This is a genomic window from Brevibacillus sp. HB2.2, from assembly GCF_013284275.1.
GTDB lineage: Bacteria > Bacillota > Bacilli > Brevibacillales > Brevibacillaceae > Brevibacillus > Brevibacillus brevis_D.
Genome location: NZ_JABSUV010000043.1, coordinates 26,888 through 50,574 on the forward strand (window position 1 = coordinate 26,888; position 23,687 = coordinate 50,574).

A 23,687-nucleotide genomic window follows, 5' to 3' on the forward strand; every position below is an offset into this window, starting at 1 on the left:
TCACGATTCCTCTCTCTGTGATCTCGTAATCGTATCCACAAGCGTCACCATCGAAGGTGATAGCCATTTCTTTTTATGATAAACAAGCTGAATGGAAAACGGCGGCTTATCCGACTGAAATGGGATAGCTGTGAGTACCCCTTCTGCGAGCTCTCTCTGGACCGCCATTACTGGCAGCAATGCCACACCCAAGCCACAGCGTACACACTGCTTGATCGCTTCCGGATTGCTGAATTGGCAGGCGATTCGTTGGGTCATCCCAGCCTCACCAAAAGCCTCCAGCAGCATGCCCCGATACGTACAGCCTTCTTCGGTCAATACAAGCGGCTCCCCGCCCAAATCATGGACCGTGAGTACAGTTGCTGTTGTGAATCGATGGGTGGGTGGCATGACGACCACCAATTCTTCCTCGCGAATGACGTGGGTGACTAACTCAGGGTCTGAACAAGGGCGATCGAAAATGATCCCAAAATCGAGATAACCATCCCTGATCTGTTGCACGATTTCTGCTTCTCCAGCCGTCCGCAATACTAAATCAACCTGAGGATATTGCTGGCAAAAAGCCTGCAAATACGGTGGCAGAAAGAACGCCGCCAGTGTATCGATCGTTCCAATGGCAATGGGACCTGTCGTCTGTTGCTTGATCACTTCTTTAGATTCCCCATACAGACGAATCAATTCCCGTGCGTACGGCAGCAAGGCTTCACCTGCTTGGGTCAGTCGAAGCTTGCGTCCATATCTTTCAAATAGCGGGGCTCCATACGACTGCTCCAGCTTTTGCATTTGTGCCGTTACCGTCGGTTGAGCATAGCCCAGTTCTTCTGCTGCCCGTGTAAAGCTTCCATACCGGGCTACCTCGCGAAAAGTATGTAAATAGACCAGCTCCATCCCGCTTCCTCCCATAGAAATTAGTAATGATCCTCATTAAATAGTATAGATAACTGTGATGATTGGTTCAATGCTATGCTGTGTGCATCACCATCACATGTAACGAGGAGGATTTTGATATGTCCCTTGTTTTGCAAACACCCGCCGCGTCACCTGAAGTAGCCTGCACTCATTTTCTCGACAAGCTTTCTCTTGAGACAGATGTCTCTGATGTATGGAGTGACATTCAAAACCGTGTGGAAAACTTCTACATCCTGGATGCTCGCAGCGAGAAAGCGTTTCGGGATGGTCACGTTCCCGGTGCTATGAATCTCCCCCATTCGCTTATTTCCACTGACACGACGGCTGCTCTGGACCCGACCAAGCTCCTGGTTGTCTATTGCTGGGGTCCCAACTGCAATGGTGCTGCAAAGGCTTGTGCGAAACTGGCCGCTCTCGGCTTTCGGGTAAAAGAGATGCTCGGCGGGATGGAATACTGGGAAAAAGAGGGGAACCCTATCGAATAGGAAACGCAAAAAAGGACGGGAGCTGATCCCGTCCTTCTTAGTTATCGCAAGGCTTAGTAGCCGCGTTTTGCGTTCTTTTTATTGATTGTCGCAAGGTTCTCTTCGCTGTGCTTCATCCATTTTTTCATCTTGTCTTCGAAAGAAGCTCCGCTATCTCGTTTTGCATTCCCTCCGCGGTCGCCTCCACGATATCCACCGCCACGGCGTTCTTCACGTTCCGGACGCTCAGGCGCTGGGAGTGCTGCGCGAACCGAAAGCGAGATTTTACCTGCATCATCAATGGAGAGTACTTTTACCTTTACTGGTGCCCCCACGGTAAAGTGATCATTGATATCCTTAACAAAACCGTTTGCTACTTGGGAAATGTGGACCAGCCCCTGCTCCGTTTCGCTGACTGCTACAAACATCCCAAACGGTTTAATCGCTGTCACTTTTCCTTCGATGATGCTTCCCACTTGTACTGCCATCCAGTTTGCACTCCTTTTATTTTTTCAGAAAAATGGTGAGAACCTCAAACCAGAAGCCTCATTCTCTTAGTATAGCAGAGAAATTCCAATACTGAAAAGCCTATTCTTTCTAGGGACATACTCCAACCTAGTTATTGCCCAGTTCAAATGCATCCATTGCCATGACAAGTTCTTCATTTGTCGGGATGACCATGACTTTTACCGGGGAGTATTTCGTGCTGATGAATGCCTCACCTTTGCTGCTGCGGTTTGCCTCACGATCCAGGTTTACCCCGGCGAATTCCAAACCAGAGCACACCAAATCACGCACGGCAGCACTATTTTCTCCAACCCCTGCTGTAAAGATAATGCCGTCGACTCCATTCAAGCGAGCAAGGTACAGTCCCACATGCTTATGTAGAATAGTAGTAAATAATTCCAAAGCAAGTTTACTGCGGAGATGCCCCTCTTCTGCTTTTTTCATAACGTCGCGCAAATCATTGGATACACCCGATACGCCCATGAGACCGCTCTTGTTATTCAGAATCTTGATAGCACCAGCCGTGTCGGTCCTTTCAATTTCCTCAATATACGGGATGATACCTGGGTCAATGTTTCCACTGCGCGTACCCATGGACAAACCTGCCAATGGTGTCATACCCATCGACGTATCATAAGATTCACCATTCCGGATCGCCGTAATACTTACCCCGCTTCCAATGTGGCAGCTGATCAGACGAAGCTGCTCCTTCTGGCGCCCCATCATTTCTGCTGCACGGCCCATTACATAGCGGTGAGACGTTCCATGGAAACCGTATTTGCGAATGCCGTATTGTTCGTAGTATTCATAAGGCAGTGCGTACAAATACGAGGATGGTGGCATGGTTTGGTGAAATGCTGTGTCAAAAACAGCTACGTGAATCAAATCAGGAAACAGGCCTTGAGCAACTTCAATCCCTGTTAGGTTAATGGGGTTATGAAGCGGGGCGAAACGGGACAGGTTACGAATTTCTTCTTTTACTTGGTCATTGATAATAACGGACTGCTTAAATGCTTCTCCGCCGTGGACAACACGATGGGAAACGATATCTATCGAATATTGTTTGAGGGATTCAAACACTCCCCGAATCGTATCTTCATATTGGTCACGCTGGATTTGTTCCAAATAATCATGCGCAATCAATGTCTTGGAAGGCATTTCATAAAGCTTGTACTTCACCGAAGAACTTCCGCAGTTCAGCACAAGGACATTCTTTTTTTCTCCCACGATCTAATCCACTCTCCAATCGTTCATCACAGCCTTCTCTCCCATAGGATGGATAGGCTTCCTACATTTTATAACGATGTGCTCTTCGTGAATACAGGTAATTGAGAGCAATTATCAACAACATCGTGACAGATCCAGCTGCATCGAGCAAAACATCCTGCACCATTCCGGTTCGATCCGGTGTAAACGTCTGGTGCCATTCATCCAAAGCAGCCGTCATCACACTGCAAAAAGCGCTCCAGGGCAGTGCTTGCCCAAACGAGAGATGATGCGAAAACACGCGATACCAGCTAAAAGCCAAGAGGGCAAAAACAGAAAAGTGTATCCCTTTCCGTAAAAAGAACTCTATAAAACCAGCCGCTCCCTTTTCTTCCAGGCTCACATCCTTGCCTCCGTAAGGAATGGATATGTCGCCTATACGATTCTGTAAGCTCTGTTCGTCCACTAGCTTGTCTATCGTCCCTCGCATGTCTTGCTTGGCGTATGGCTGTGATGAAGAAATAAATAACCCGAGCAGAATCGCAATCAAAAGCAAGTAGTCCCATACTTTTCGATATCGACGCACGTGTTGCTACCCCCTGCTTTCGATTCTCTTTCTATCTTACCATGACGCATACCTGATACGTTGGTTACAGCTACGTGAACGATTGAAAATGAAAAACGCCAACCTATTTTAGCGGTTGGCGTCATGTGAAGAAGAAGAAAGAGGTAGGAAGTCCTCTTGTACAGGGACATAGTCCCGGGAATTTTGATTCGAGGCTCCGGCTTGCCCTGTTTTGGGTGAGCGGGCCTGTTCCCGTTTTCTTTCTTTGAAATCGCGGCGACGTACTTGGTTGTTTTCCCACCATATCCGCAAATGACGAGCGAGGATCGGCAAGGACATTTCAGAATGGGCAGCCTGTCTTTGCATAGCTGCATACTGCATACTGGGAAGAAGTGCCATGGTGACAAAAGCCCCCATTAGAATGCCAAACAACAATACGCTGGCAAAGGACGCAAACGAATCATTTCCTTCACCCAAGCCCCCAGCAAGTGGAAGGCTGGCTAACGCGATCGCGAAATATATCCCCGCTTGATTGGCCATGGTGCGTTTGGCCCCCAGCTTGATACTGTCCCAAACTCGCTCCTGTTCGGCTTGGGCCTTGTACAGCTCATCCATCGTTAGAAGTGCCTGCAAAATGATGATGGCAATGGCAGCCATCATACCGTAGAAGCTCATAACGTTCATAGGTCGATCCAACCACAGCAATCCCAGCGCAAAGCCTCCAGACAAGATTGGCAAGAGAACGAGGACAAATAATCCGTCGCGTGTTCTGCGTTGCAAAAGCAAGCTCATGATAAGTACGAGGGCAACCAGGCTGCCAATCGTCAAGAACCGACTGCTCCAATCAACCTTATTGAGCTTTGTCTCCTCCAATTTCTTCAGCTCATCGTCGTTATATACCGTGTAGCCTTCGGGTATCTCCACCTTTTCTTGCATGGAAGAAGGAATGATGTAAGACCACAGCTCAATTCGACTTGGGTCTGAGACGGCACTACTTACCTTGAAGACATACAGTCCATCTTCCCGTTGATAAACGGGCGGTTCGCTGCCGATCGACCAATCTACCAGCTCGGATAATCGCACCGTACCTTGTGATGTTCGAATCAAAATATGTTTCACCTGATCCGGATAGTCCATCCACCCGTCAGGGAATCGGACGTGGATAGGTACCTGACGCTCGTTCCAATAGACACTGCCAGCAGTTTTTTCTCCCAAATAGCTCTCCAGCTGTCTCTTGATCTCCTCCTGCGTAATCCGGTAGCGTGCCAGCATCTCTTGTTTCGGACGAATGTCGATTAAGGTCCCCTCTGCACCTGGCCCGATTCTTTCATCGGTTACAAGTTCTCGCCCCTCTTTATCCTTCGCAGTCTGCTTTTCCATGAATGCCAATACTTCATTGGCAATGTTCTGCGTCGTTTGCAAGGATGGTCCCATGATCGTCAAGACGAGACGAGTTGCCTTATCTTTATTAATCACCAGCGCAAACGGATCTGTCTGAGGGATATCTCGCAGCTCTTTGTCCAGTACTTTTTCCAGCTCAGAGACTGATTGCGTCCAATCGTATTTATCCACGAGCTTTAGTTGAAAGCTCAGGTTTTCTTCGGAGGCAATCGTGTAGACATCTCGGACTTCTTCAATGGCGAGTAAACGCTCCTCAGCTATTTGTGCTGCCCGCATGGCCTCATCGATGCTGCTTCCCTGCACCATTGGCAATGAAAGCGTCTTGTTGCCATAATCAAGCTTTGCGTAGGGATCTACAAGAATAAACGACTTGAGCAAAAAGATAAAGACAAGCGAGGCAACCAGTGTGATTCCATAGGGCAAATACCCCTGTTCCACCAGTCGTTTCCAGCGATCTTGAAAATAACTTGTCACTTTATTGGAAGCCCGTGGCGTTTCCTCCTCTATTCGTACGGAAGCTTCTAGCCACGTTCCTGTCAGTACCGGCGTGATAAACCCATAGATAAGAATAAGAGCAAACGTCCCCAGCAAAAGTACAGGCCAGGCATCGTACAAGACAACCTTGTCTTCTGCCTTGAGGAAATCAGTGAAAACGACACCTGTCCAACAGGCTGCCACTACCACAACCGTGAGCAAAAACGGCTTCATCAACCCCCACGCCACTTGCAAACAACGAACAAACGAGTACGAGGGCAACCCTGAAAGCCGATGAAACAACGCAGAGCCTGCTCCTGTGAACAATAGCGAAAACAACACAAGTGGCCCAAGTGTAGAGAGCGTCAATGGAATTCCCCAAAGCCACATGCCCCCAAGAACACTGCCGACCGCGAGAACGTTTGCCAAAAGCGCGAGTACAGCCCCTGCCCATTGTTTTCGGGTCAGGTACAAAAAGAGTGAACAGATGACAGCGGTTAAAGCAGCCAGTGTTCCAAGCTGTCTCAATGCAGCGGTGATGGTCTGCGCATCGTCATGAAACAAATCGAGGCGGTATTTTCCGCCTGAAGCCTGATTCAACTCACCAATTGCTTCCTTTACTTGCTTGCTGATAACAGGCAATTGCCCGACATCTGCTGCGTACACCGTGATTCCTAAGGCAGGCGAGCCTCGATACATCCCAATTTGTTCGCCTTTGCTCCCCCGACGATCACGAATGTCAGCCAACGTATGTAATGGCACGTATCCTTTATCGGTGGAGATCAAGTGCTTACCCAGATCTTGCAGCCCTTCCGACTTACTCGTCCATTGAATCCTGGTTCGATCCTTATCTACTCCAACAGAGCCTACCTCTTCTCCAACCACATCTGTTGGCAGTTGCGACAGCATATCAGCAGGTGTGAGCCCGTAGGCGAGTAGCATGGACGGTCGGAAAATGATATCTACCTGCTCCTTCAAGCCTTGCTTGTCCATTTCGATGCGAGCGATTCCTGGCAGATTGATCAGTTTGTCGTAGACCGTATTTTGAGCAACGTCAGACAAGGTCTGCAAGTCCGTGCCGTACAAGACATAAAAACCAATTTTGTTATCTGCCAAATTGCTTTGACTGACGCTCCACTCCTGCACGGGTAGCTGCTTCGTAATCTCTCCCAGCTTCTTATCCAACCGTTCCTTGTAATCCGAACCGATTTGTTCTGATGTTTTTACAGTGATAACCGCCGATCCCGTCCGAGATTCCGTAGCAATCGTAAGCACACTGCCTAATGAACGTACTGATTCCTCTACTTTTCTCGCGACCGATTCATCTACTTCCGCAGAAGAGAGCTTGGGTGCCGAGAGACTGATTGTATATTCAGGCACAGACCGATCCGGAAAAGTCTTGATATCCAGCCCAACCCAAGCTCCTACCGCAAGTAGACAGCAAATGACCGCCAGAATGCGTGCAAAGGAGGGGACCGTCGCTAAAAATGTCTTGTTATTCATCCGCCACCTTCACCGCCTCACCATCCACTACATACGACAAACCTGCAGCGACAATCTGGTCACCAGGCTCAAGACCTTCCACTACCTCATAGAAGGTTCCTTGCAATGCTCCCACTTTGACAAACGTCTTTTCCACTGAATGTTCATTGATTTTCATGACGTAATATTCTTCATCAGAGACACCGATGCTGCTAACAGGAACGAGCGCAACGTTTGACGCTGGCAGCGGATACTGACAAGTAACAGCCATGCCACCCTTCCACGCTACTTTCTTGCCGTCTACGGTCACCTCGACGGGATAAGATCCCAAGCTGGTATCCATAACAGGTGAAACAAACGTCACTTTTCCTTCTGCTTCACTGCCGTCCGGAGCCTTCACCTTTACGACTTTCCCTGCCTGCCAATGGGCGATTTGCTCCCTTTCTATATGTAGCTTGACAAGCCATGAGCTCGTATCGACCATTCGAATGACCTCTGTTCCAGGTCCAGCTTGCTCCGACGCTGTCTTGGAGATAGCTGCAACCACACCTGTAAAAGGAGCTTTGATCACCGCATCAGCTGCTTCCTGCTTCGCTCGGCTCAATTGAACATTGGCCTGCTGGATACTTGCATTCGCTTCTTCGATATCCAGTGGATCGGCGCCCTTCAGCAGGTTGTTGTACGCCACTTGTTCTTCTTCCAGACTCAGCTCGGCCTGTCGCAGTGCAGAGGCCAGCTTGTCTTTGTCATCCTTCGAGATGGCTCCATTCGCATACAAAATCTCTGCTTTGGAGAGCTCGTCGCGAGCTTTTTGCATCTGTTCTCGCGCTTTTTCTACCTGTAGCTTCTTGGTTTGCACCTCATGACTCTCCGGTCCCTTGGCGGCCTTTTCCCGCTTAATCGCAGCACTTGCTACCTGTCCTTGGGCCGCATGAATTCCTTGCTGCAAGGCCGTTCCGTCTAATGTCGCCAATGTCTGTCCTGCTTTGACAATGGCTCCTTTTTCAACGAGAATGCCTGAGATTTTGCCTGAGGCGCCAAACGATAAAGCCAGCTCCTGACGCGGTGCCACTACACCTGCTACTTCTATCAGTCGCTCATCCTTGCCACTCTCCACGGTATACGCACTTACCGTTTTCAGCTTGATATCCGTTTCTTCTCTCGTCCGTTTCAGACTTGAGACATCCTCATTTAGCTTTTCGCACCCTACGAGCAGCAGGACCACAACCGTGAGACTTATCCATTTATTCGTATTTTTCATTCCTGCAACCCCACATTTCCCCTCAAGTCTTCCTATACTGACCAAAAAAACGACGAATATTGACAAAATATATTTTACAGAAAAAAATGGTATAGTTGTACTACTTTTCTGTCATTTTACATTATTTTTTATAATCCAAATGTCTCGTCACTTGTTTGTAACTCGCATCTAGTATGATAGAAGGGCAGGAAAACGGGGCACTGCATCGCCCTTATTGTTAACGCTTACAAAAATCCTTTATTTTTTCATGGTGGGAGTGATCGTCATGGCCAAAATTTACACTTCTTACACGGACATCGTGGCTGATATTCACGATGGTGCCACTTTATTAGTGGGCGGCTTCGGACTAGTAGGAATTCCGGAAAATCTGATTATCGCCCTGCGAGACAAAGCAGTGAAAAACTTGACAGTTGTCTCAAATAACTGTGGGGTAGATGATTGGGGACTCGGTCTCCTTTTACGTGAAAAGCAAATCAAAAAAATGGTCTCCTCTTATGTGGGTGAAAATAAGGAATTCGAGCGTCAATTTTTGTCCGGTGAGCTCGAAGTCGAGTTGACGCCACAAGGGACGCTGGCGGAAAGAATTCGTGCAGGTGGAGCTGGCATTCCGGCATTCTATACCCCTGCTGGAGTCGGCACACCTATCGCTGAAGGCCGGGAAACGCGTGATTTCGCAGGGAAAGAGTACCTGCTTGAGTATGGCATCACGGGGGATTTCGCACTGATCAAGGCGTGGAAGGCTGACAAGATGGGCAATCTCGTCTTCCGCAAAACAGCACAAAACTTTAATCCGATGATGGCAGCAGCCGGAAAAATCACCATCGTCGAAGTAGAAGAAATCGTAGAGACAGGGGAACTAGACCCTGAGCATATTCACACACCAAGTGTTTATGTGCAACGGGTGATACAGGCACCTTCGTTCGAGAAACGCATCGAACGACGCACAGTCCGCTCATAGAGAACAAAAGAGAGAATTGGATTACATTCAAGGGAGGAAAACACAGATGTCGCTTACACGTGAGCAAATCGCCACTCGTGCCGCCGGGGAAATAGAAGATGGCTTTTACGTAAACTTGGGGATCGGAATGCCCACGCTCGTCGCCAACTACATCCCGGAAGGAAAAACGGTCGTTCTGCAATCGGAAAACGGCTTACTCGGAATTGGCCCTTACCCGACGGAGGAAAACCTCGATCCTGATCTCATCAACGCCGGAAAAGAAACCGTTACCGCTATTCCAGGTGCGGCCTACTTCTCCAGTGCTGAATCGTTTGCGATGATTCGCGGCGGCCATATCGACCTCGCTATTTTGGGGGCGATGGAGGTTTCTGCTGCGGGTGATCTCGCAAACTGGATGATTCCTGGAAAAATGGTCAAGGGCATGGGCGGTGCCATGGATCTCGTCCACGGCGCGAAAAAAATCGTCGTCATCATGGATCATGTCAACAAGCATGGTGAGACAAAAATCCTGAATGAATGTGCTCTGCCCCTTACCGGCAAGAAGGTTGTCAACCGTATCATTACAGACAGAGCTGTCATGGACGTGACGCCAGACGGGCTCGTCCTCGTCGAAGTAGCAGAAGGCTATACAGTGGAAGATATCCAAGCCTGCACGCAACCTACGCTGCTTATCTCTCCAGAACTGAAAACAATTGGGCTGTAACCTTTTTTTCAGGGACAGAACCCCGTTAGTAAATAGCCGACTTCATCGCAGCTGCGTGGAGTCGCTTTTTCTTTCCTTTTTTGCTTGGTGTGGGCACACTTGCGCGGTCGCCTCCTTCTCACCTTTTCGTATATAATATGGATGATTCATCAAATTTCCCAGTATCTGAGAGGAAGAGATTCCATGTCAGGAACAGTCGGATGCTTACTCATCCATGGATTTGCCGGAGACATCAACGATATATTCCCACTCGCCAAAAAGCTCCGCGAGGCTGGCTATCAGGTGGAATGCCCTACCTTGGAGGGACATGGGACTACTCGTCGTCACATGGCAAAAAGCACCCGCCACGACTGGCTTCGCTCGGCAGAAGAAGGCTACAAGCGACTGTCCATGCGCGCTGACACTATCGTGGTCATCGGATTTTCCATGGGGGGGCTGCTCGCCTTTCATTTAACGACGAAATACCCCGTCGCCCTGCTAATTACCATCAACACTCCTTATAAATATTGGGATGTCAAAGAGGCGATGCACTATTTGCGTGAGGATTTCTCTACCCACTCCAAACGCTACATCCATGGCATCGGCAGAATCCCTATTAGCAGCATGCTGCAATTTCGCAGGCTGTTGGCAGAAACGAAGCCGCTTCTGCCTCAGATTACGACCCCTTACGTCCTGCTGCAAGCAAGGCGAGACGATACTGTACACGCCGTAAGTGCCCAAATACTCGCAACCAGTGTAGACGAATCTGCCTCCCCGCAAATCACCTGGTACGAGCATTCGAACCATATGCTGCTGCATGGTCCGGACAAGGAGGCAGCCATTGCTCACGTCATGACAACCATCAAGAAGCGCTTTCCATCTTGATCAGCTTTGGTCGCCACAGCCATACAAGACCAACCAGAAACAAGATCATCGCTATACCGATGTACACCAGACCAAGACCTACGAGTTCATCCAGCCAGAAAGCAAGGAGCGGCCCCAGCGCCGCCCCTAGATCGCTTACAACTGAATACTGTGTCATTACCCCTTGGCTGTTGGCCTGCCTAGCAGCTTCATCTGCCGCAAGAGTATCCATCACGGTTGTGATAATTGTCGCAGTCAACTGGATGCAAAATAAAATTGCAAACCATAACACAAGCGAAGACGTTGCTTGCAACGTGGCAAACAAAACGGCAGCAACAAGCAACGTCCCTATGAATAGATTCGTCCGACCATGCCTGTCCGACAATTTGCCTACCAATGGGGCAGCCCATGGCTCCCACCCCCAGCGAATGCCTTGGATCACACTCGCAATCACTGCTGCCCCAAGCACGACTCCGCCAATCATGATGAGCGGTTCACGTACTTCGATCACTCTACTTAGCGTGGAGGTAAACACCCCCTGGTACACCATCGTGACGAGCAATCCCGTCATCAGCGTCAACAGCACCTGCGCCTGACTCCACAAGCGTTTTCCTGTATCCATCTGCTTCACGTCTTTCGGATGCTGACTGGTAAAGGAAGGACGTATATAGCGAAAAATAAGAATGAATGCTAACAAGGAAGGCATCGCAAGTGCGATGGAGGCAACAGAAAGCCCGTACCAAGAAGCCAGCAGCGCTCCGACCAGCATGCCGCCAAGACTGCCCAATCGATACAGTCCGTTGTACAAGCCCATGAGCTGCCCGCGATTATGCCTTTCGGAAACACCCACGATCAGGGAAAATGCACCCAATCTTAAAAATGTCCAAGCAACTCCCCACAAGCATCGCATCACAAGCCACAGCCAAAAGCCTTCCAAGCTGTACGAAAGTGTCGTCAGAAAAGCCAGCACCACTGCCACAATCAAACCCGCGCGTCCGCCCGAGCGCTCATACCATTTTCCAACAAGAGGGCCGAGTGGTACACGGATGAAACGGTTCACCGCAAGCAATACCCCCACTTCCCACAGCGATGTTAATCCTGCCTCCTTCCAGAAAAGAGGAAGCGCCACATACAGCATCGAATCCCCTATCATGCATAATGCTGTCACCAGTGCGACTGCCACGACTTGTGTCTTTCCACTGACTTCTCTCATTCCATGATCCTTCTCTCTACCCGTTTTTACGTCTTTCTGAGTTATACCTTACGTGCAATCACTCATCATTTCTAATACATCTTTCTCAATCACTCATAAACAAAAGTTATGAATCGAGGTACAGGATGAACTTACATGCTCTCCGCATTTTCGTAGAAGTAGCGTCACGAGGCAGCGTCACCGAAGCAGCATTCGCCCTCTCGATCAGCCAGCCTGCCGTAAGTGCCCAAATCCGCAAGCTCGAAAGTGATTTGGACATGACCTTGCTCATCCCGGATGGTCGCGGCATCTCTCTCACCTATGAGGGGCGCTTTCTTTTTGAAAAAGCACGCCGCATTTACGACTGGGAACGCGAAATCGAATCACAGCTGACAGAAATCAAACAAGGGAAGAAAGGACGACTAAGAATTGCCTCTACCTATCTCCCCTCCCATTATCTCGTGCCACAGTGGCTGGCTCAGTACAAGCGCGAATATGAAGGAGTCGATGTGGAAATTCGCACGCGTAATTCCATGCAATCCATTGAACTACTACTTAGCTGTGAGGTCGATGTGGCTGTTATTATCAAGGAATCGTGGGATGAGCTGCCTATTACGCGGATACATTTGACGGATGTGCCCTATTGGTTTATTTTGCCTGCCTATCATCCGCTTGCAGGAAAAGAGATCCGTATGGAGCAGCTCGTGGAGGAACCTTTTTTGCTACGCGAGCAAGGCAGTTCTACCCGCGATTGGCTTTTTGCCCTCTGTCGCGAGCATGGTGTAAAACGTCCACAGGTCGGTATGCAGTATCACGGTCTGGTCGAATCTATCCAATCCGTTCGCGCGGGTTATGGGACGATGCTGGCTCCTGCTCTGGCCGTTAGGGATATGGTAGAGCGTGGGGAGGTCGGGCGTGTAACTGTGCCAGGGGTAGAGGTCAAGCGTCCCTTGTATGTCTGCACGCGTGACGATGAGACAGACCAGCGGCCTGTTGTTGCTCAGTTTCTGGAGATGGTGAAGCGTGAGAAACTGACTTGAAAATATGGCGAAGCAAAACAAAGAAGAGGCTTTTCCTCAAAAGGAAGGCCTCTTCTTATGCACAATGCTTATGGGAACACAATCGTCTTGTTACCGTACACCAGCACCCGATCCTCCAGATGCCAACGAACTGCACGTGCCAGCACCGTACGCTCTACCTGACGTCCCAGCTGCTTCAGTGTCTCGACGTCTTCCTGATGCGATACACGTTGAACGTCTTGCTCGATAATCGGTCCTGCGTCCAACTCTTCCGTGACGTAATGCGCAGTCGCTCCAATCAGCTTTACGCCGCGACGATACGCCTGCTCGTAAGGCTTCGCTCCGACAAAGGCTGGGAGGAAGGAATGGTGGATATTGATAATCCGCATCGCGTAGTCCTCCAAAAAGCGCGGGGACAAAATCTGCATGTAGCGAGCCAGCACGATCAGATCGACGCCCTCTGCCGCTGCAATCTGCTCTTCTTCTGCCTGCGGCTTGTTATCCTTCGTGACTGGAATGCAACGATACGGAATACCGAAGGACTCGACAGTCTCCTGCATGTCAGGATGGTTGCTGACGACAACCGCGATATCCGCGAACAGCTCCCCGGACTTCCAGCGCCACAAGAGCTCCAAAAGACAGTGATCCTCTTTGGAAACAAACAACGCAACCTTTTTGCGCTTGTTCGCTTCGACCAGCGACCATTCCATGCCAAAGCTCTCGGCTACTGGGCTGAATGCTTGCTTGATCTCTTCGCAGCGCTCGTCAAGATTGATGAGATCGAATTCAATGCGCATAAAGAAGCGGCCTGTTTCCGGATCGGTCGTGTACTGGTCAGATTGAACGATGTTGGCTCCTTGTTGGAACAAGAAGTTCGACACCGCCGCGACGATACCCGCGCGATCCGGGCAAGAAATCAGCATGCGTGCACGATCTTTGTTTTTCTCTCGATACGCGAGCCATTCTCTCTCTGATAACAATTGCATGGTTTACTCTCCTCCAAAAAACAGCAAAAAGTTGTTTGCAATTATACCATTCCCAGAAGGGATTTCTATACCCAAATAGAGAGAAAAATGTTCACTTATCGATAAAAAATTTTAGATAGAGTGATTTCCAATCCCGTTAAGCAAAATATCTACGGTCAGGGCGATTTGCTCGTCGTCGCTGAACTGCGTAAATTCATCGGTATCTAAAACTTGCCGGAACAAAACGAGCCCGATCATCGAGGACAGGATCGCCCGAAAGACAGCCTGTGTCGGGAGCGGACGCAATTCGCCGACCTCTACCTTTGCTTCGATCAGCTTGTTTGCCATCTCCTTCACACCCGTGAAAACGGTAGCGATCAGTGCTTCCCTGATTTCGTCATGGAAAAAAGCTTCTTGCAGCAAAATCCGAATATGCTTTTCATTCGCCAGCACCAAATCGATCCGGTTTCGGTACAGCTCTGTCACGATTTGAGAGAATGTTTTATGATTCTGCTCTTTGAAGATCTCACGGACATCTTTCAAGATAAACGGCGCCGCGAATTTGACCAATACAGGTGCAACGACGGCAAGTAAAATATCTTTTTTTGATTTATAGTGGCGAAAAATCGTTCCCTCTGCCACTCCTGCTTCTTTGGCAATTTCAGAGGTGGAGCTGGCATGGAAGCCTTTTTCAGCGAACAATTTCACTGATGCACGCAAAATATTGCGCTGCTTCTCCGTCATCTCACTCTCATCTTTCAACTCTTCTACATATTGCAACAGGCCTTCTACAAATGTTGGCGGCTTGTTCATCACCCATTACGCTCCTCTTATTCGATCTTCTTGCGGAATCGCAGGATAGCGACGGTCAGGATCAAGAGACAAAAGCTGCTCATTCCGACGACATCCTTCCAGAGCGCATCGATGCCCACGCCCTTTAAGAAAATTCCCCGCAGGATTTCCAGAAAATAGGTCAACGGGACGAGCCCGCCTACCCATTGTATCACGAGCGGCATCGAATCGCGCGGGAACATAAAGCCGGAGAGAAGCACGCTAGGCAGGATAAAGGCGAATGCCATTTGCATTGCTTGAAGCTGGGTCTTTGCCACCGTAGAAATGAAAATGCCCAAGAGAAGCGTCGTCACCAAAAACAAGACAGACAAAGTCACCAAAAGCGAAATGCTGCCTTTGACCGGGACTCCGAACCAATACGTTCCAACCAATAGCACCAGACAAAACGAGAAGAGACCTACACCTACATAGGGGGTAATTTTGCCGAGCATAAGCTCCAATGGGCGTATCGGCGTCACGATTAACTGTTCCATCGTTCCCCGCTCCTTCTCTCGTACGAGGGAAAACGCCGTCAGAATCATCGTGACGTTTTGCATAATCAAGCCGATCAAGCCGGGAATATTGAAGACGATACTCTCCATATTGGGGTTAAACAGCACGCGTGTATCCAAGCCGAGTGGCTGTTCCAGCTCCCCCAAGCCTTGTTTTTGCAGCTTCATTTCCTGCAACGTGATCGCCTGATGCTGGACGATCAACTGCGCTTGAGAGGTCGCAGTGCGGGCAATATTCGGATCGGAGCCATTAATGAGCATTTGCACGTCTACCGGCTCGTTGCGATCACGCTTGCGGGTGTAGTCAGGTCCGATAATGAGCGCTACATTTACGGAGCCATCGTCTAACATGGCTTCGATCTCCTTGTAGCTACTTACCTGGGCTGCCACTTCGAATACATGCGTATGGACGAACTGATCTACCAGCTCTCGACTGGCAGCAGAAGGGCTTTGATTCCAGACGGCCATCTGGATGTCATTCACGTCTGTATTGACAGCATATCCGAACAAAAACAACAGCATCAGCGGCATGACCAGCGCAATCGCTAGACTGGGACGATCCCGTTTGATTTGGATGACTTCCTTTTTCACGACAGACCAGTAACGCTCCCAGACAAAATGCCTCATCTGACTCCCTCCTCCGCCGCCTGTCTGGCTTCCTCCCGCCTAACCAGATCGATGAAGACATCCTCCAGATTGCCTACTCCCATACGATCGATCAACGCTTGTGGAGTGCCTTCCGCCAACAAATTGCCGAAAAAGATAAAGCCGATCCAATCGCAAGTCTGCGCCTCATCCATGTAGTGTGTAGTTACCAGCACGGTGATCCCCTGTCTTGCCAGCTCATGAATCACGTCCCAAAAAATCCGGCGGGAAACAGGATCGACTCCTGCTGTCGGTTCGTCTAAAATCAACAGCTCCGGCTTGTGCAAAAGAGCGCAGGAGAGCGCGAGGCGTTGCTTCCATCCCCCTGACAGCGAACCCGCAAGCTGCTTTTCCCTGCCTGTCAGGCCAGCCATCTCAATCAGTTCCGCTTTCCGCTGCTTACGTTCTGCACTGTTTAATTGATATACTCCGGCATAAAAATCGAGATTCTCTTCCACTGTCAAATCTTCATACAGGCTGAACTTTTGCGACATATACCCGATCCGCTGCTTAATTTCCTCGCTCTGTGTCATGACATCGAAGCCAAGAACCGTCCCCTTTCCCGTCGTCGGGGTTAGCAAACCACAAAGCATCCGGATTGTGGTCGATTTCCCTGAGCCATTCGGACCCAAAAAACCGTAAATCGAACCTCGCGGAACTGTCAGCGTCAAGCTGTTCACAGCTACTCGATCTCCAAAACGCTTCGTCAACTGCTCGCATTGGATAGCGGCGTTCATTGTCCTCCCTCCTCGTCTGCCAGCAGCACATCGGCAGGCATACCTGGTTTGATTTTGTCGAGTCCATCTGTGATGTGTATCGTAACAGCGAACACAAGCTTGGTGCGTTCATCAGGTGTTTGTACATTCTTCGGCGTGAATTCTGCTTTTTCCGAGATGCGACTGATCGTTCCTGTAAACGTCTCTTCCGGATAGGCATCCACCTTGATGCCAACCTCTTGCCCTTTTTTCACCCGATTCAATTGTGCTTCCGGGATGTACACGACGAGCTCAAGCTGATCTGACTTCATCATCGTAAATAAGGTGGCTCCTGTTTTTGCTACTTCCCCCTGTTCGATAGAGGAGCGCAAGAGAGTACCGTCGTCGGTTGCCGTAATCTTGGACTTTTCCAACTGCAATAAGGCTTGATCCAGTTTCGCTTTCGCCTGCTCCTGGGCGGCGAGCAGTGCCCGAATCGCGTAATCAGTACTTCCTTCCTTCACCTGGTCGAGATCTGCCTGCGCTGCGGCTTGCGCGGCTTGTGCTGTACCGATTTGGGCCACAGTAGCGGCGATGTCTTCTTGTGCAGAATGGTACTGTGCCTGTGTCTGCGCTACTTGTGCCGCCCATTGATCTGCCTGCGTTTTTGCCTGATTCACTGCTTCTTTTTGCGTGTCGAGGTCTTTGGCAGAGATCACTCCTTTTTCGAAGAGCGCTGTTGCTTCCTCGAGTCGTTTTTGTTGATACAACAGGGTCTGCTGCGCCCCCTGCCATTGCGATTCTGCCTGCGTCATCTGCTCAGCAGCACGTGCTTTTCCTGCTTCTGCCTGATTTTTTCTCGCTTGGGCCAGTTGGATATTCGCATTTGCTTGCTGGACGTTGGCCATGCTTCTTTGGATTGTTGTGTCGCGTGAACCCGCTCTCGCCTCTTCTAGTTTGGCTGTCGCTTGGTCCAATGCTGCCTGTGCTTCTGCCACAGTCATTTGGTAGCTTCGTTTATCGATTTGGGCCAGCACTTGTCCTTTTTTTACTGTATCTCCCTCTTCTGCCGTAACGTTTGTCACCAATCCGCCTACTTCAGCTACGATCGGTAGCTCGTTGGCCTCGATTGTGCCAGACAGAGACGAATGATTTTCCGCTGTCCAATTGCAGCCTGACAAAGCCAGTAAGAGTCCTCCGATACAAATGGAACGAACAACTGGTTTCATAAACGCTTCCCCCTACCTACGTAATAGAGTGAGTAATCACTTTCTTTTATGAGTAAAAAAACAAGTCACAGAATCAAACTCGAGATGAGCTTTTTAGATTAGCGAGTGATTACTCACTTTTAATTGTGAGTATATGCTCCTCTTTTACGAAATGCAATTCCTTTTTCTACAATGCGCAATTGAAAAGAAATCCTGTCTGATTATTCATGTTAGGATGAAGACAAGCTAGACTAGTCCGTTGGCATCGGGTATCAGATACTGTCGCGATGGAAAGGATTAGGAGCATCGGGTTATAAACTACCATGTAGGGAGTGGAACATGTCTATGATGATTAGCAAAGTCGGTCAAATCATGTTGTATGTCAATAACCAGGATCAAGCAGTGAACTTTTGGACCGAAAAACTAGGGTTTCGTGTGGTTTCAGAAGAGAAGAACGGTGAAATGAGATGGATTGAAATTGCTCCCGCACAAGGTGTTGAAACAAGCATCGTTCTGCACAATAAGGAATTCGTAGCGAAAATGTCGCCCGGAATGAATCTTGGCACTCCTTCGCTCCTATTCTTTTCGGAAAATATCGAGGAATTGCGTAACGACCTTATGAATAAAAATGTGAAGGTTGGAGACATTGTCACGATGCCTTCGGGCCGTGTCTTTAACTTCGCAGACGATGAAGAAAATTACTTTGCTATTCTGGAGAAAAAGTAAATAGAAGGAGGCGGCTGACTTGAATGGTCGGCCGCCTTTTGTTTCATGCCTATTTAGTCGAACTTTAATTTGGACAGTGCGTCTTTCAACGCTGAGTTGATTCCTTCGTCCTGCTCCTTGTCTTGCCCCTTTAAATACTTGGATACTTCTTTCTTCGAAACCTTGCTGCCCTTTTCCTTGTCGCGACGCTCCTGGAAGGTCTTCAGTTTTTCCTTGTGCCCACAACCGCAGACAAAGGTTTGCCCTTCCCCTTCTCCGCGCAGCTCCAATCTTTTGTGGCATTTTGGACATCTGGCATTGGTTTGCTTGGCAATGCTTTTGCGATAGCCGCATTCCCGGTCCTGGCACACCTGCATTTTGCCGCGCTTTCCGTTTACCTCCAGCAAAAACTTATTGCACTCCGGGCATCTGCTTCTGGTCAGGTTGTCGTGCCGGAAAGTCTGATCGCTGTTCTTGATCTGCTGGACGACTTCTTTGGCGTACGTTTTCATCTCTTCGATAAACGCTCGCTTGTTCAAGCTTCCCTTGGCGATGGCACCGAGCTTTTGCTCCCATTGGGCGGTCAAGGTCGGCGATTGCATTTCATCTGGGACAAGCTCTAGCAATTGCTTGGCTTTTGCGGTGACAAAAATATGCTTGCCGCGCTTCTCTAGCAAAAAGCTGTTGAACAGCTTCTCAATCACATCCGCGCGGGTTGCTACCGTACCAAGGCCGCCTGTTTCCCCAATCGTTTTGATCAAATCCTTGCTCTCGTTTGCCATGTATTTCGCCGGGTTTTCCATCGCAGATAGCAGACTCGCTTCTGTAAATGGCTCTGGCGGCTTCGTCTCGCCCTTGGTCTGGGAAATCGACTGGATTTGCAAGCGATCTCCTTTGGCAAGAGAAGGAAGGCTTTGTTCCTTTACGCCGTCCTTCGCATCGTCTTCTTCTACATCGTGGTCGTACGCCTCTCTCCAGCCTTGGGAGAGCACGGTTTTTCCTTTTGCCAGGAAGGTTTCATTCCCGATTTTTGCCTGGATGGTCGTTTGCTCGTATTCGAAGGCAGGCAGCAAAACGGCCAGGAAACGCTTCACGATGAGGTCGAAAATCTTGCGTTCCTTATCGCTCAAATCACCGAGAAAAACAGCTTGCTCCGTCGGGATAATCGCATGGTGGTCAGATACTTTGCTGTCATCCACGAACGATTTGTTCGCTTTGATCGGCGCACGCAGGATTCTGGCGGCGAGGGGCGCGTATGGCTTCATTTGGACAGCCTTGATTCGATCCGGCAGCGTCTCGACGATATCAGCAGAGAGATAGCGAGAGTCCGTTCGTGGGTAGGTCACTGCCTTGTGATGTTCATATAGCCCTTGCATGATGGACAGTGTCTGCTTTGGCGAATAGCCAAACATCCGGTTGGCATCCCGTTGCAGCTCCGTCAAATCGTACAGCTGTGGTGCATACGTCTTTTTGTGCGCACGAGTAATCTCGATAACTTCTGCATTTTTCTCCTGTTTGAGAGCGGCTATTAGCTGATCAGCCTTTTCCTTGGAAAACGTTTTGAAATCCTTCGTTTGCTGATCCTGCCATTGGAGCTGAATCGGACCTTGGGCCACCGCAGACAATCCGTAAAATGGCTTGGGCGTAAAGCGACGAATCTCCTCTTCTCGCGTTGCCACAATGGCGAGTGTTGGCGTCTGGACACGACCGCATGAAAGCTGGGCGTTATGCTTGCACGTCAAGGCCCGGGTAGCATTGATTCCAACGAGCCAGTCGGCTTCTGCACGAGCAGCCGCGGAGGCGAACAAGTTTTCATAGTTTTTGCCGTCCTTCAGATTGCGGAAGCCTTCCCGGATTGCCTTATCTGTCACCGAGGAAATCCACAGACGCTTGATTGGTTTATTCACGTGAACCAGCTCTAGAATCCACCGGGCTACGAGCTCTCCTTCACGTCCTGCATCCGTCGCAATGACGATCTGCCCGACATCATTGCGTCTCAATTGTTGTTTGACGACCTGGAATTGCCTGTTGCTTTCCTTGATCACGACCAAGCGCAATGGGGACGGCATAATCGGCAAATCCTCGATTCGCCACGAGCTGAATTGCTGCCCGTACGCTTCAGGATCAGCGAGAGTGACCAAATGCCCGAGCGCCCACGTTACAATGTATTTATCTCCCTCAAAAAAGCCGTTTCCTTTTTTGTGACACTGCAATACTTTGGCAATGTCTCGTCCAACCGAAGGCTTTTCTGCCAGTACAACTGTTTTACTCATGTACGACATCCTTTCAAACCAATTCAACAATCTGTTATCCATTGTAAACAAAAAAGCAGGAAGAAGGGGCTTAGAAATTTTTCGAGATCATAAAGTTTTAGACTCTCAGGGTTATGAAACGCTAACAGGCAGGCCTTACGTTCCTTCTGGAAAAAAATTCATATGGCTTCTTGACCATTACGTAACGTAACGGTTTATAGTGAAGTTACCGGTGAAACGCTAGCGATCAAGAAAGGGGCTGATCATGAAAAGTCATTGGAAAGTCGGAGAACTTGCGAAAATGGCGGGAATTACGATACGGACTTTACGTTTTTATGATCAGATAGGCTTGTTTTCGCCATCCGGCTATTCGCCATCCGGATACAGACTCTACACCGAAAAGGACATTTCACGCCTACAGCAAATTTTGTCCTTAAAGGAGTTGGGGCTATCGCTGGAGCAGATTAAAGCCGTTATGGCCGGAGACCAGCTCAGCCTGTCAGACATTGTTTCCATTCAAATAGACAGCCTGAAAGAAAGTATCCGCATGCAGCAGAAACTCTTGCATGAGCTTGAGAATGTTTCGAGTCGGATGCATAGGAACGAACCGTTTACCGTTGAGCATTTCATGAACATCATACGAACAATGAGAATGAAGCATGAGAAATTTTTCGCCGAGAGAAAATCGAGTATGGATCGCCACCTCGACCGACTTGGTGAATATTTAGATGAGCATCCGGAAGAACCCGGATAAGGAGGTTTCGACTGTGAGTGAACGATCAGCCAAACATTCCACATTTGTCATTGAAAGGAACTATAAGCATTCCCCTGCTCGTGTATTCGCTGCATGGGCGGGTCAAGCAGCCAAAGCCAGTTGGTTTCCTAAAGCCGAAGAATTCGACTTCCGCGTCGGCGGCCGCGAATTCAATCGTGGTGGTCCGCCTGGGGGACCCGTTTACACATTCGATGCCTGCTATCAGGAAATCGTTCAGAATACGCGAATTGTATACTCTTACACGTTGGACATGGAAGACAAGCGGATGTCTGTCTCCGTGACGACGGTGGAATTCGATTCCGTAGACGGCGGCACGCGCTTGATCTATACCGAGCAGGGCGTTTTTCTAGACGGTCTCGATACGCCTGAACAGCGTGAGCACGGAACAAAGGTGATGTTGGATCGGCTCGGAGAGGTTCTAGACGCCCAATGAAAGCTGCTGCGCTTGAATCGAGTCACCAGGCCGGTTTGAACGAATGGATTGGACTTGCCGTACTTTCCTTGCCTGCACTGCTCGTTTCGATAGACTTGTCGGTCATGATTCTCGCACTTCCTCACATAAGTGTCTCTATCGGCGCTGACAGTACAGAACAGCTCTGGATCATGGACATATACGGCTTCATGCTCTCGGGGTTTCTGATCACGATGGGCTCGCTCGGAGATCGGCTCGGACGCCGTAAGCTGCTGATGTTCGGAGCAGGGGCATTCGGTTTGGCTTCGGTGTTGGCTGCTTACTCCAGCACCTCCGGGATGCTGATTGCAGCACGGGCGCTGCTTGGCATAGCCGGGGCAACGGTATCGCCTTCGTCCCTGGGATTGATCAGCAATATGTTCCGCGATCATAAGCAGCGCTCCCTCGCCATAGGCATATGGTTCATGTGCTCCATGGGAGGCATGGCGCTTGGCCCAGTAGTCGGCGGGACGATACTGGAGCATTTTTCATGGGGTTCGATTTTTCTACTCGGCGTTCCAGTCATGGCGCTGCTGTTGTTGACTGCAACCCATCTTCTGCCCGAATATCGGGATCCCGCACCTGGTCATTTGGATATGACTAGCGTCATGCTGTCGATGTGCACCATTCTACCGACAATATACGGCCTAAAGGAAATCGCTAAGCAAGGTCTACATATCTTGCCGCTCATTGCCATCGTGGCTGGCGTTGTTTTCGGGAAGTTATTCGTAAGACGGCAGCAGCGATTGGACAGTCCGCTAATGGATTTGCGCCTATTCGCAAACCCCGCCTTCAGCACAGCACTGGGCGGCTTGTTCGGCATCACTTTGACAGGTGCTTCCATGTTCTTCATCGCACAGCATCTTCAATTCGTGGAAGGACTATCGCCGCTTGCGGCAGCGATGTGCATGCTCCCGGGAGTGGTTGCGTCGATGGCTGGCATGTTGTTGTCACCGATCATCGCTCGATGGGTCCGACCGTCGCTCCTTATCGGGGCAGGCCTTGTCGTCTCGGCGACTGGTTGTATTTTACTGTCCCAAGTAGAAGCGGGATCCGGGCTCTCTACCCTGATCGTCGGTTATATCTTTTTTCATGTAGGAGCCGCCCCGTTTGCGAGCTTGTCCAGCGATATCATTATCGGCTCAGCCCCGCCTGCAAAAGCAGGTTCGTCGGCGTCCTTGCTGCAAACGAGCGGTGAATTCGCATTCGCACTGGGTATTGCTGTATTAGGCAGCATCGGAACATACGTGTACCGCACTCAAATTGCCAGCTTCATACCGGAAGATGTTACGATGTTAACATCCGCAGCCTCCCGCGAAAGTCTCGCTGGAGCAGTCACGACAGCTAAAGCTTTACCCGAACCTATTGGTTCAACACTTCTTCATGGCGCCCAGATAGCATTTACCGACAGCATGCATGCTGTTGTGAGCATTAGTGGCGTGCTCATGATCGCTATCGCCATACTCACTGTGATCAAGCTTCGGCATATCCCCCCCATCGGGCAGAGAACACCAGGTGAGATGTAATGATCCGTGGCAGTCTAGGACTTTATTTTCCCGTCCCAGACTGCCGCTGTCTCATGTATGCGAGACATCCTTTCAAACCTAGTCAAACATCCCTGTAACGATTGTAAACAAAGAAGTCGTAGGAGGGATTCAGGAATG

General features: G+C 49.6%; 22 protein-coding genes. 9 read left to right on the top strand and 13 right to left on the bottom strand.

The genetic code is table 11. From position 1 onward, the window contains the following. Entirely contained in the window at nucleotides 1-888 is an 888-nt protein-coding gene (locus HP401_RS24550) for a LysR family transcriptional regulator (protein ID WP_173606910.1), read from the bottom strand. A 119-nt stretch (nucleotides 889-1,007) separates the two neighbouring features. Between HP401_RS24550 and HP401_RS24555 the strand changes: the two genes are divergently transcribed. Further along, nucleotides 1,008-1,394, top strand: coding sequence for a rhodanese-like domain-containing protein (locus tag HP401_RS24555; RefSeq protein WP_173606911.1), 387 nt, complete (start codon nucleotides 1,008-1,010; stop codon nucleotides 1,392-1,394). A gap of 53 nt (nucleotides 1,395-1,447) precedes the next feature. On the opposite strand, the gene HP401_RS24560 is transcribed toward HP401_RS24555, so the two are convergent. The 5 genes from HP401_RS24560 to HP401_RS24580 all read right to left on the bottom strand — a co-directional run bounded on the left by HP401_RS24560 (nucleotide 1,448) and on the right by HP401_RS24580 (nucleotide 8,269). Then, a complete protein-coding gene (locus HP401_RS24560) occupies nucleotides 1,448-1,861 on the bottom strand; it encodes a S1 RNA-binding domain-containing protein (protein ID WP_015893180.1) in 414 nt (137 codons plus the stop codon). 127 nt (nucleotides 1,862-1,988) lie between these two features. Then, on the bottom strand, nucleotides 1,989-3,107 hold the full coding sequence (locus HP401_RS24565; protein ID WP_015893181.1) for an acetate/propionate family kinase: 1,119 nt from the start codon (nucleotides 3,105-3,107) through the stop codon (nucleotides 1,989-1,991). 61 nt (nucleotides 3,108-3,168) lie between these two features. After that, nucleotides 3,169-3,672: a VanZ family protein gene (locus HP401_RS24570; RefSeq protein WP_087347681.1), complete on the bottom strand. Its 504-nt coding sequence runs from the start codon at nucleotides 3,670-3,672 to the stop codon at nucleotides 3,169-3,171. A 108-nt stretch (nucleotides 3,673-3,780) separates the two neighbouring features. Next, nucleotides 3,781-7,029 (bottom strand): efflux RND transporter permease subunit, encoded by a 3,249-nt coding sequence (locus HP401_RS24575; RefSeq protein WP_173606912.1) that lies wholly within the window; start codon nucleotides 7,027-7,029, stop codon nucleotides 3,781-3,783. Next, nucleotides 7,022-8,269, bottom strand: coding sequence for an efflux RND transporter periplasmic adaptor subunit (locus HP401_RS24580; protein WP_173606913.1), 1,248 nt, complete (start codon nucleotides 8,267-8,269; stop codon nucleotides 7,022-7,024). The genes HP401_RS24575 and HP401_RS24580 overlap by 8 nt, the downstream gene beginning before the upstream one ends. A gap of 265 nt (nucleotides 8,270-8,534) precedes the next feature. Between HP401_RS24580 and HP401_RS24585 the strand changes: the two genes are divergently transcribed. The 3 genes from HP401_RS24585 (at nucleotide 8,535) to HP401_RS24595 (ending at nucleotide 10,794) form a co-directional block, all read left to right on the top strand. Next, on the top strand, nucleotides 8,535-9,227 hold the full coding sequence (locus tag HP401_RS24585; RefSeq protein WP_015893185.1) for a CoA transferase subunit A: 693 nt from the start codon (nucleotides 8,535-8,537) through the stop codon (nucleotides 9,225-9,227). 46 nt (nucleotides 9,228-9,273) lie between these two features. Continuing rightward, nucleotides 9,274-9,930 (top strand): CoA transferase subunit B, encoded by a 657-nt coding sequence (locus HP401_RS24590; RefSeq protein WP_015893186.1) that lies wholly within the window; start codon nucleotides 9,274-9,276, stop codon nucleotides 9,928-9,930. A gap of 99 nt (nucleotides 9,931-10,029) precedes the next feature. Then, nucleotides 10,030-10,794 carry an alpha/beta hydrolase gene (locus HP401_RS24595; RefSeq protein ID WP_173606914.1) on the top strand — a complete coding sequence of 255 codons (765 nt, stop codon included), beginning with the start codon at nucleotides 10,030-10,032 and terminating at the stop codon, nucleotides 10,792-10,794. On the opposite strand, the gene HP401_RS24600 is transcribed toward HP401_RS24595, so the two are convergent. Further along, entirely contained in the window at nucleotides 10,772-11,986 is a 1,215-nt protein-coding gene (locus HP401_RS24600) for an MFS transporter (protein WP_173606915.1), read from the bottom strand. The two genes, HP401_RS24595 and HP401_RS24600, sit on opposite strands and share 23 nt — an antisense overlap. A gap of 125 nt (nucleotides 11,987-12,111) precedes the next feature. On the opposite strand from HP401_RS24600, the gene HP401_RS24605 reads away from it, so the two are divergent. Continuing rightward, entirely contained in the window at nucleotides 12,112-13,005 is an 894-nt protein-coding gene (locus HP401_RS24605) for a LysR family transcriptional regulator (RefSeq protein WP_173606916.1), read from the top strand. Between the two features lie 68 nt (nucleotides 13,006-13,073). Here HP401_RS24605 and purU read toward each other — a convergent pair whose 3' ends face one another. The 5 genes from purU to HP401_RS24630 form a co-directional block, all read right to left on the bottom strand. Continuing rightward, nucleotides 13,074-13,970 (bottom strand): formyltetrahydrofolate deformylase, encoded by an 897-nt coding sequence (gene purU, locus HP401_RS24610; protein ID WP_015893190.1) that lies wholly within the window; start codon nucleotides 13,968-13,970, stop codon nucleotides 13,074-13,076. Nucleotides 13,971-14,081: 111 nt separating this feature from the next. Beyond that, nucleotides 14,082-14,762 (bottom strand): TetR/AcrR family transcriptional regulator, encoded by a 681-nt coding sequence (locus tag HP401_RS24615; protein WP_016742878.1) that lies wholly within the window; start codon nucleotides 14,760-14,762, stop codon nucleotides 14,082-14,084. A 17-nt stretch (nucleotides 14,763-14,779) separates the two neighbouring features. Beyond that, on the bottom strand, nucleotides 14,780-15,919 hold the full coding sequence (locus HP401_RS24620) for an ABC transporter permease (RefSeq protein ID WP_173606917.1): 1,140 nt from the start codon (nucleotides 15,917-15,919) through the stop codon (nucleotides 14,780-14,782). Beyond that, nucleotides 15,916-16,674 (bottom strand): ABC transporter ATP-binding protein, encoded by a 759-nt coding sequence (locus HP401_RS24625; protein WP_173606918.1) that lies wholly within the window; start codon nucleotides 16,672-16,674, stop codon nucleotides 15,916-15,918. The genes HP401_RS24620 and HP401_RS24625 overlap by 4 nt, the downstream gene beginning before the upstream one ends. Next, entirely contained in the window at nucleotides 16,671-17,861 is a 1,191-nt protein-coding gene (locus HP401_RS24630) for an HlyD family secretion protein (protein ID WP_173606919.1), read from the bottom strand. The genes HP401_RS24625 and HP401_RS24630 overlap by 4 nt, the downstream gene beginning before the upstream one ends. A gap of 327 nt (nucleotides 17,862-18,188) precedes the next feature. On the opposite strand from HP401_RS24630, the gene HP401_RS24635 reads away from it, so the two are divergent. Then, nucleotides 18,189-18,566 (top strand): VOC family protein, encoded by a 378-nt coding sequence (locus HP401_RS24635; RefSeq protein WP_173606923.1) that lies wholly within the window; start codon nucleotides 18,189-18,191, stop codon nucleotides 18,564-18,566. Nucleotides 18,567-18,619: 53 nt separating this feature from the next. Here HP401_RS24635 and HP401_RS24640 read toward each other — a convergent pair whose 3' ends face one another. After that, a complete protein-coding gene (locus tag HP401_RS24640) occupies nucleotides 18,620-20,818 on the bottom strand; it encodes a DNA topoisomerase III (protein WP_142496970.1) in 2,199 nt (732 codons plus the stop codon). Nucleotides 20,819-21,062: 244 nt separating this feature from the next. Between HP401_RS24640 and HP401_RS24645 the strand changes: the two genes are divergently transcribed. From HP401_RS24645 to HP401_RS24655, 3 genes are read left to right on the top strand one after another with little or no spacing between them, the layout of a single operon-like run. Next, entirely contained in the window at nucleotides 21,063-21,551 is a 489-nt protein-coding gene (locus HP401_RS24645; RefSeq protein WP_173606920.1) for a MerR family transcriptional regulator, read from the top strand. Between the two features lie 13 nt (nucleotides 21,552-21,564). Beyond that, the gene (locus HP401_RS24650; RefSeq protein ID WP_064201579.1) at nucleotides 21,565-22,005 is read left to right on the top strand and encodes an SRPBCC family protein; all 441 of its coding nucleotides are present in this window, start codon (nucleotides 21,565-21,567) and stop codon (nucleotides 22,003-22,005) included. Continuing rightward, nucleotides 22,002-23,549, top strand: a complete 1,548-nt coding sequence (locus tag HP401_RS24655) for an MFS transporter (protein ID WP_173606921.1) — start codon at nucleotides 22,002-22,004, stop codon at nucleotides 23,547-23,549. The genes HP401_RS24650 and HP401_RS24655 overlap by 4 nt, the downstream gene beginning before the upstream one ends. Nucleotides 23,550-23,687: the final 138 nt, after the last annotated feature.

Bases quoted from the DNA above. Each gene is read 5' to 3' on its own strand.
- HP401_RS24620 (WP_173606917.1), bottom strand. From the start codon at position 15,919: ATGAGGCATTTTGTCTGGGAGCGTTACTGGTCTGTCGTGAAAAAGGAA.
- HP401_RS24635 (WP_173606923.1), top strand. From the start codon at position 18,189: ATGATTAGCAAAGTCGGTCAAATCATGTTGTATGTCAATAACCAGGAT.
- HP401_RS24555 (WP_173606911.1), top strand. From the start codon at position 1,008: ATGTCCCTTGTTTTGCAAACACCCGCCGCGTCACCTGAAGTAGCCTGC.
- HP401_RS24630 (WP_173606919.1), bottom strand. From the start codon at position 17,861: ATGAAACCAGTTGTTCGTTCCATTTGTATCGGAGGACTCTTACTGGCT.
- HP401_RS24625 (WP_173606918.1), bottom strand. From the start codon at position 16,674: ATGAACGCCGCTATCCAATGCGAGCAGTTGACGAAGCGTTTTGGAGAT.
- HP401_RS24640 (WP_142496970.1), bottom strand. From the start codon at position 20,818: ATGAGTAAAACAGTTGTACTGGCAGAAAAGCCTTCGGTTGGACGAGAC.
- HP401_RS24550 (WP_173606910.1), bottom strand. From the start codon at position 888: ATGGAGCTGGTCTATTTACATACTTTTCGCGAGGTAGCCCGGTATGGA.
- HP401_RS24655 (WP_173606921.1), top strand. From the start codon at position 22,002: ATGAAAGCTGCTGCGCTTGAATCGAGTCACCAGGCCGGTTTGAACGAA.
- HP401_RS24575 (WP_173606912.1), bottom strand. From the start codon at position 7,029: ATGAATAACAAGACATTTTTAGCGACGGTCCCCTCCTTTGCACGCATT.
- HP401_RS24590 (WP_015893186.1), top strand. From the start codon at position 9,274: ATGTCGCTTACACGTGAGCAAATCGCCACTCGTGCCGCCGGGGAAATA.
- HP401_RS24605 (WP_173606916.1), top strand. From the start codon at position 12,112: ATGAACTTACATGCTCTCCGCATTTTCGTAGAAGTAGCGTCACGAGGC.
- HP401_RS24645 (WP_173606920.1), top strand. From the start codon at position 21,063: ATGAAAAGTCATTGGAAAGTCGGAGAACTTGCGAAAATGGCGGGAATT.
- HP401_RS24560 (WP_015893180.1), bottom strand. From the start codon at position 1,861: ATGGCAGTACAAGTGGGAAGCATCATCGAAGGAAAAGTGACAGCGATT.
- purU (WP_015893190.1), bottom strand. From the start codon at position 13,970: ATGCAATTGTTATCAGAGAGAGAATGGCTCGCGTATCGAGAGAAAAAC.
- HP401_RS24600 (WP_173606915.1), bottom strand. From the start codon at position 11,986: ATGAGAGAAGTCAGTGGAAAGACACAAGTCGTGGCAGTCGCACTGGTG.
- HP401_RS24615 (WP_016742878.1), bottom strand. From the start codon at position 14,762: ATGAACAAGCCGCCAACATTTGTAGAAGGCCTGTTGCAATATGTAGAA.
- HP401_RS24580 (WP_173606913.1), bottom strand. From the start codon at position 8,269: ATGAAAAATACGAATAAATGGATAAGTCTCACGGTTGTGGTCCTGCTG.
- HP401_RS24585 (WP_015893185.1), top strand. From the start codon at position 8,535: ATGGCCAAAATTTACACTTCTTACACGGACATCGTGGCTGATATTCAC.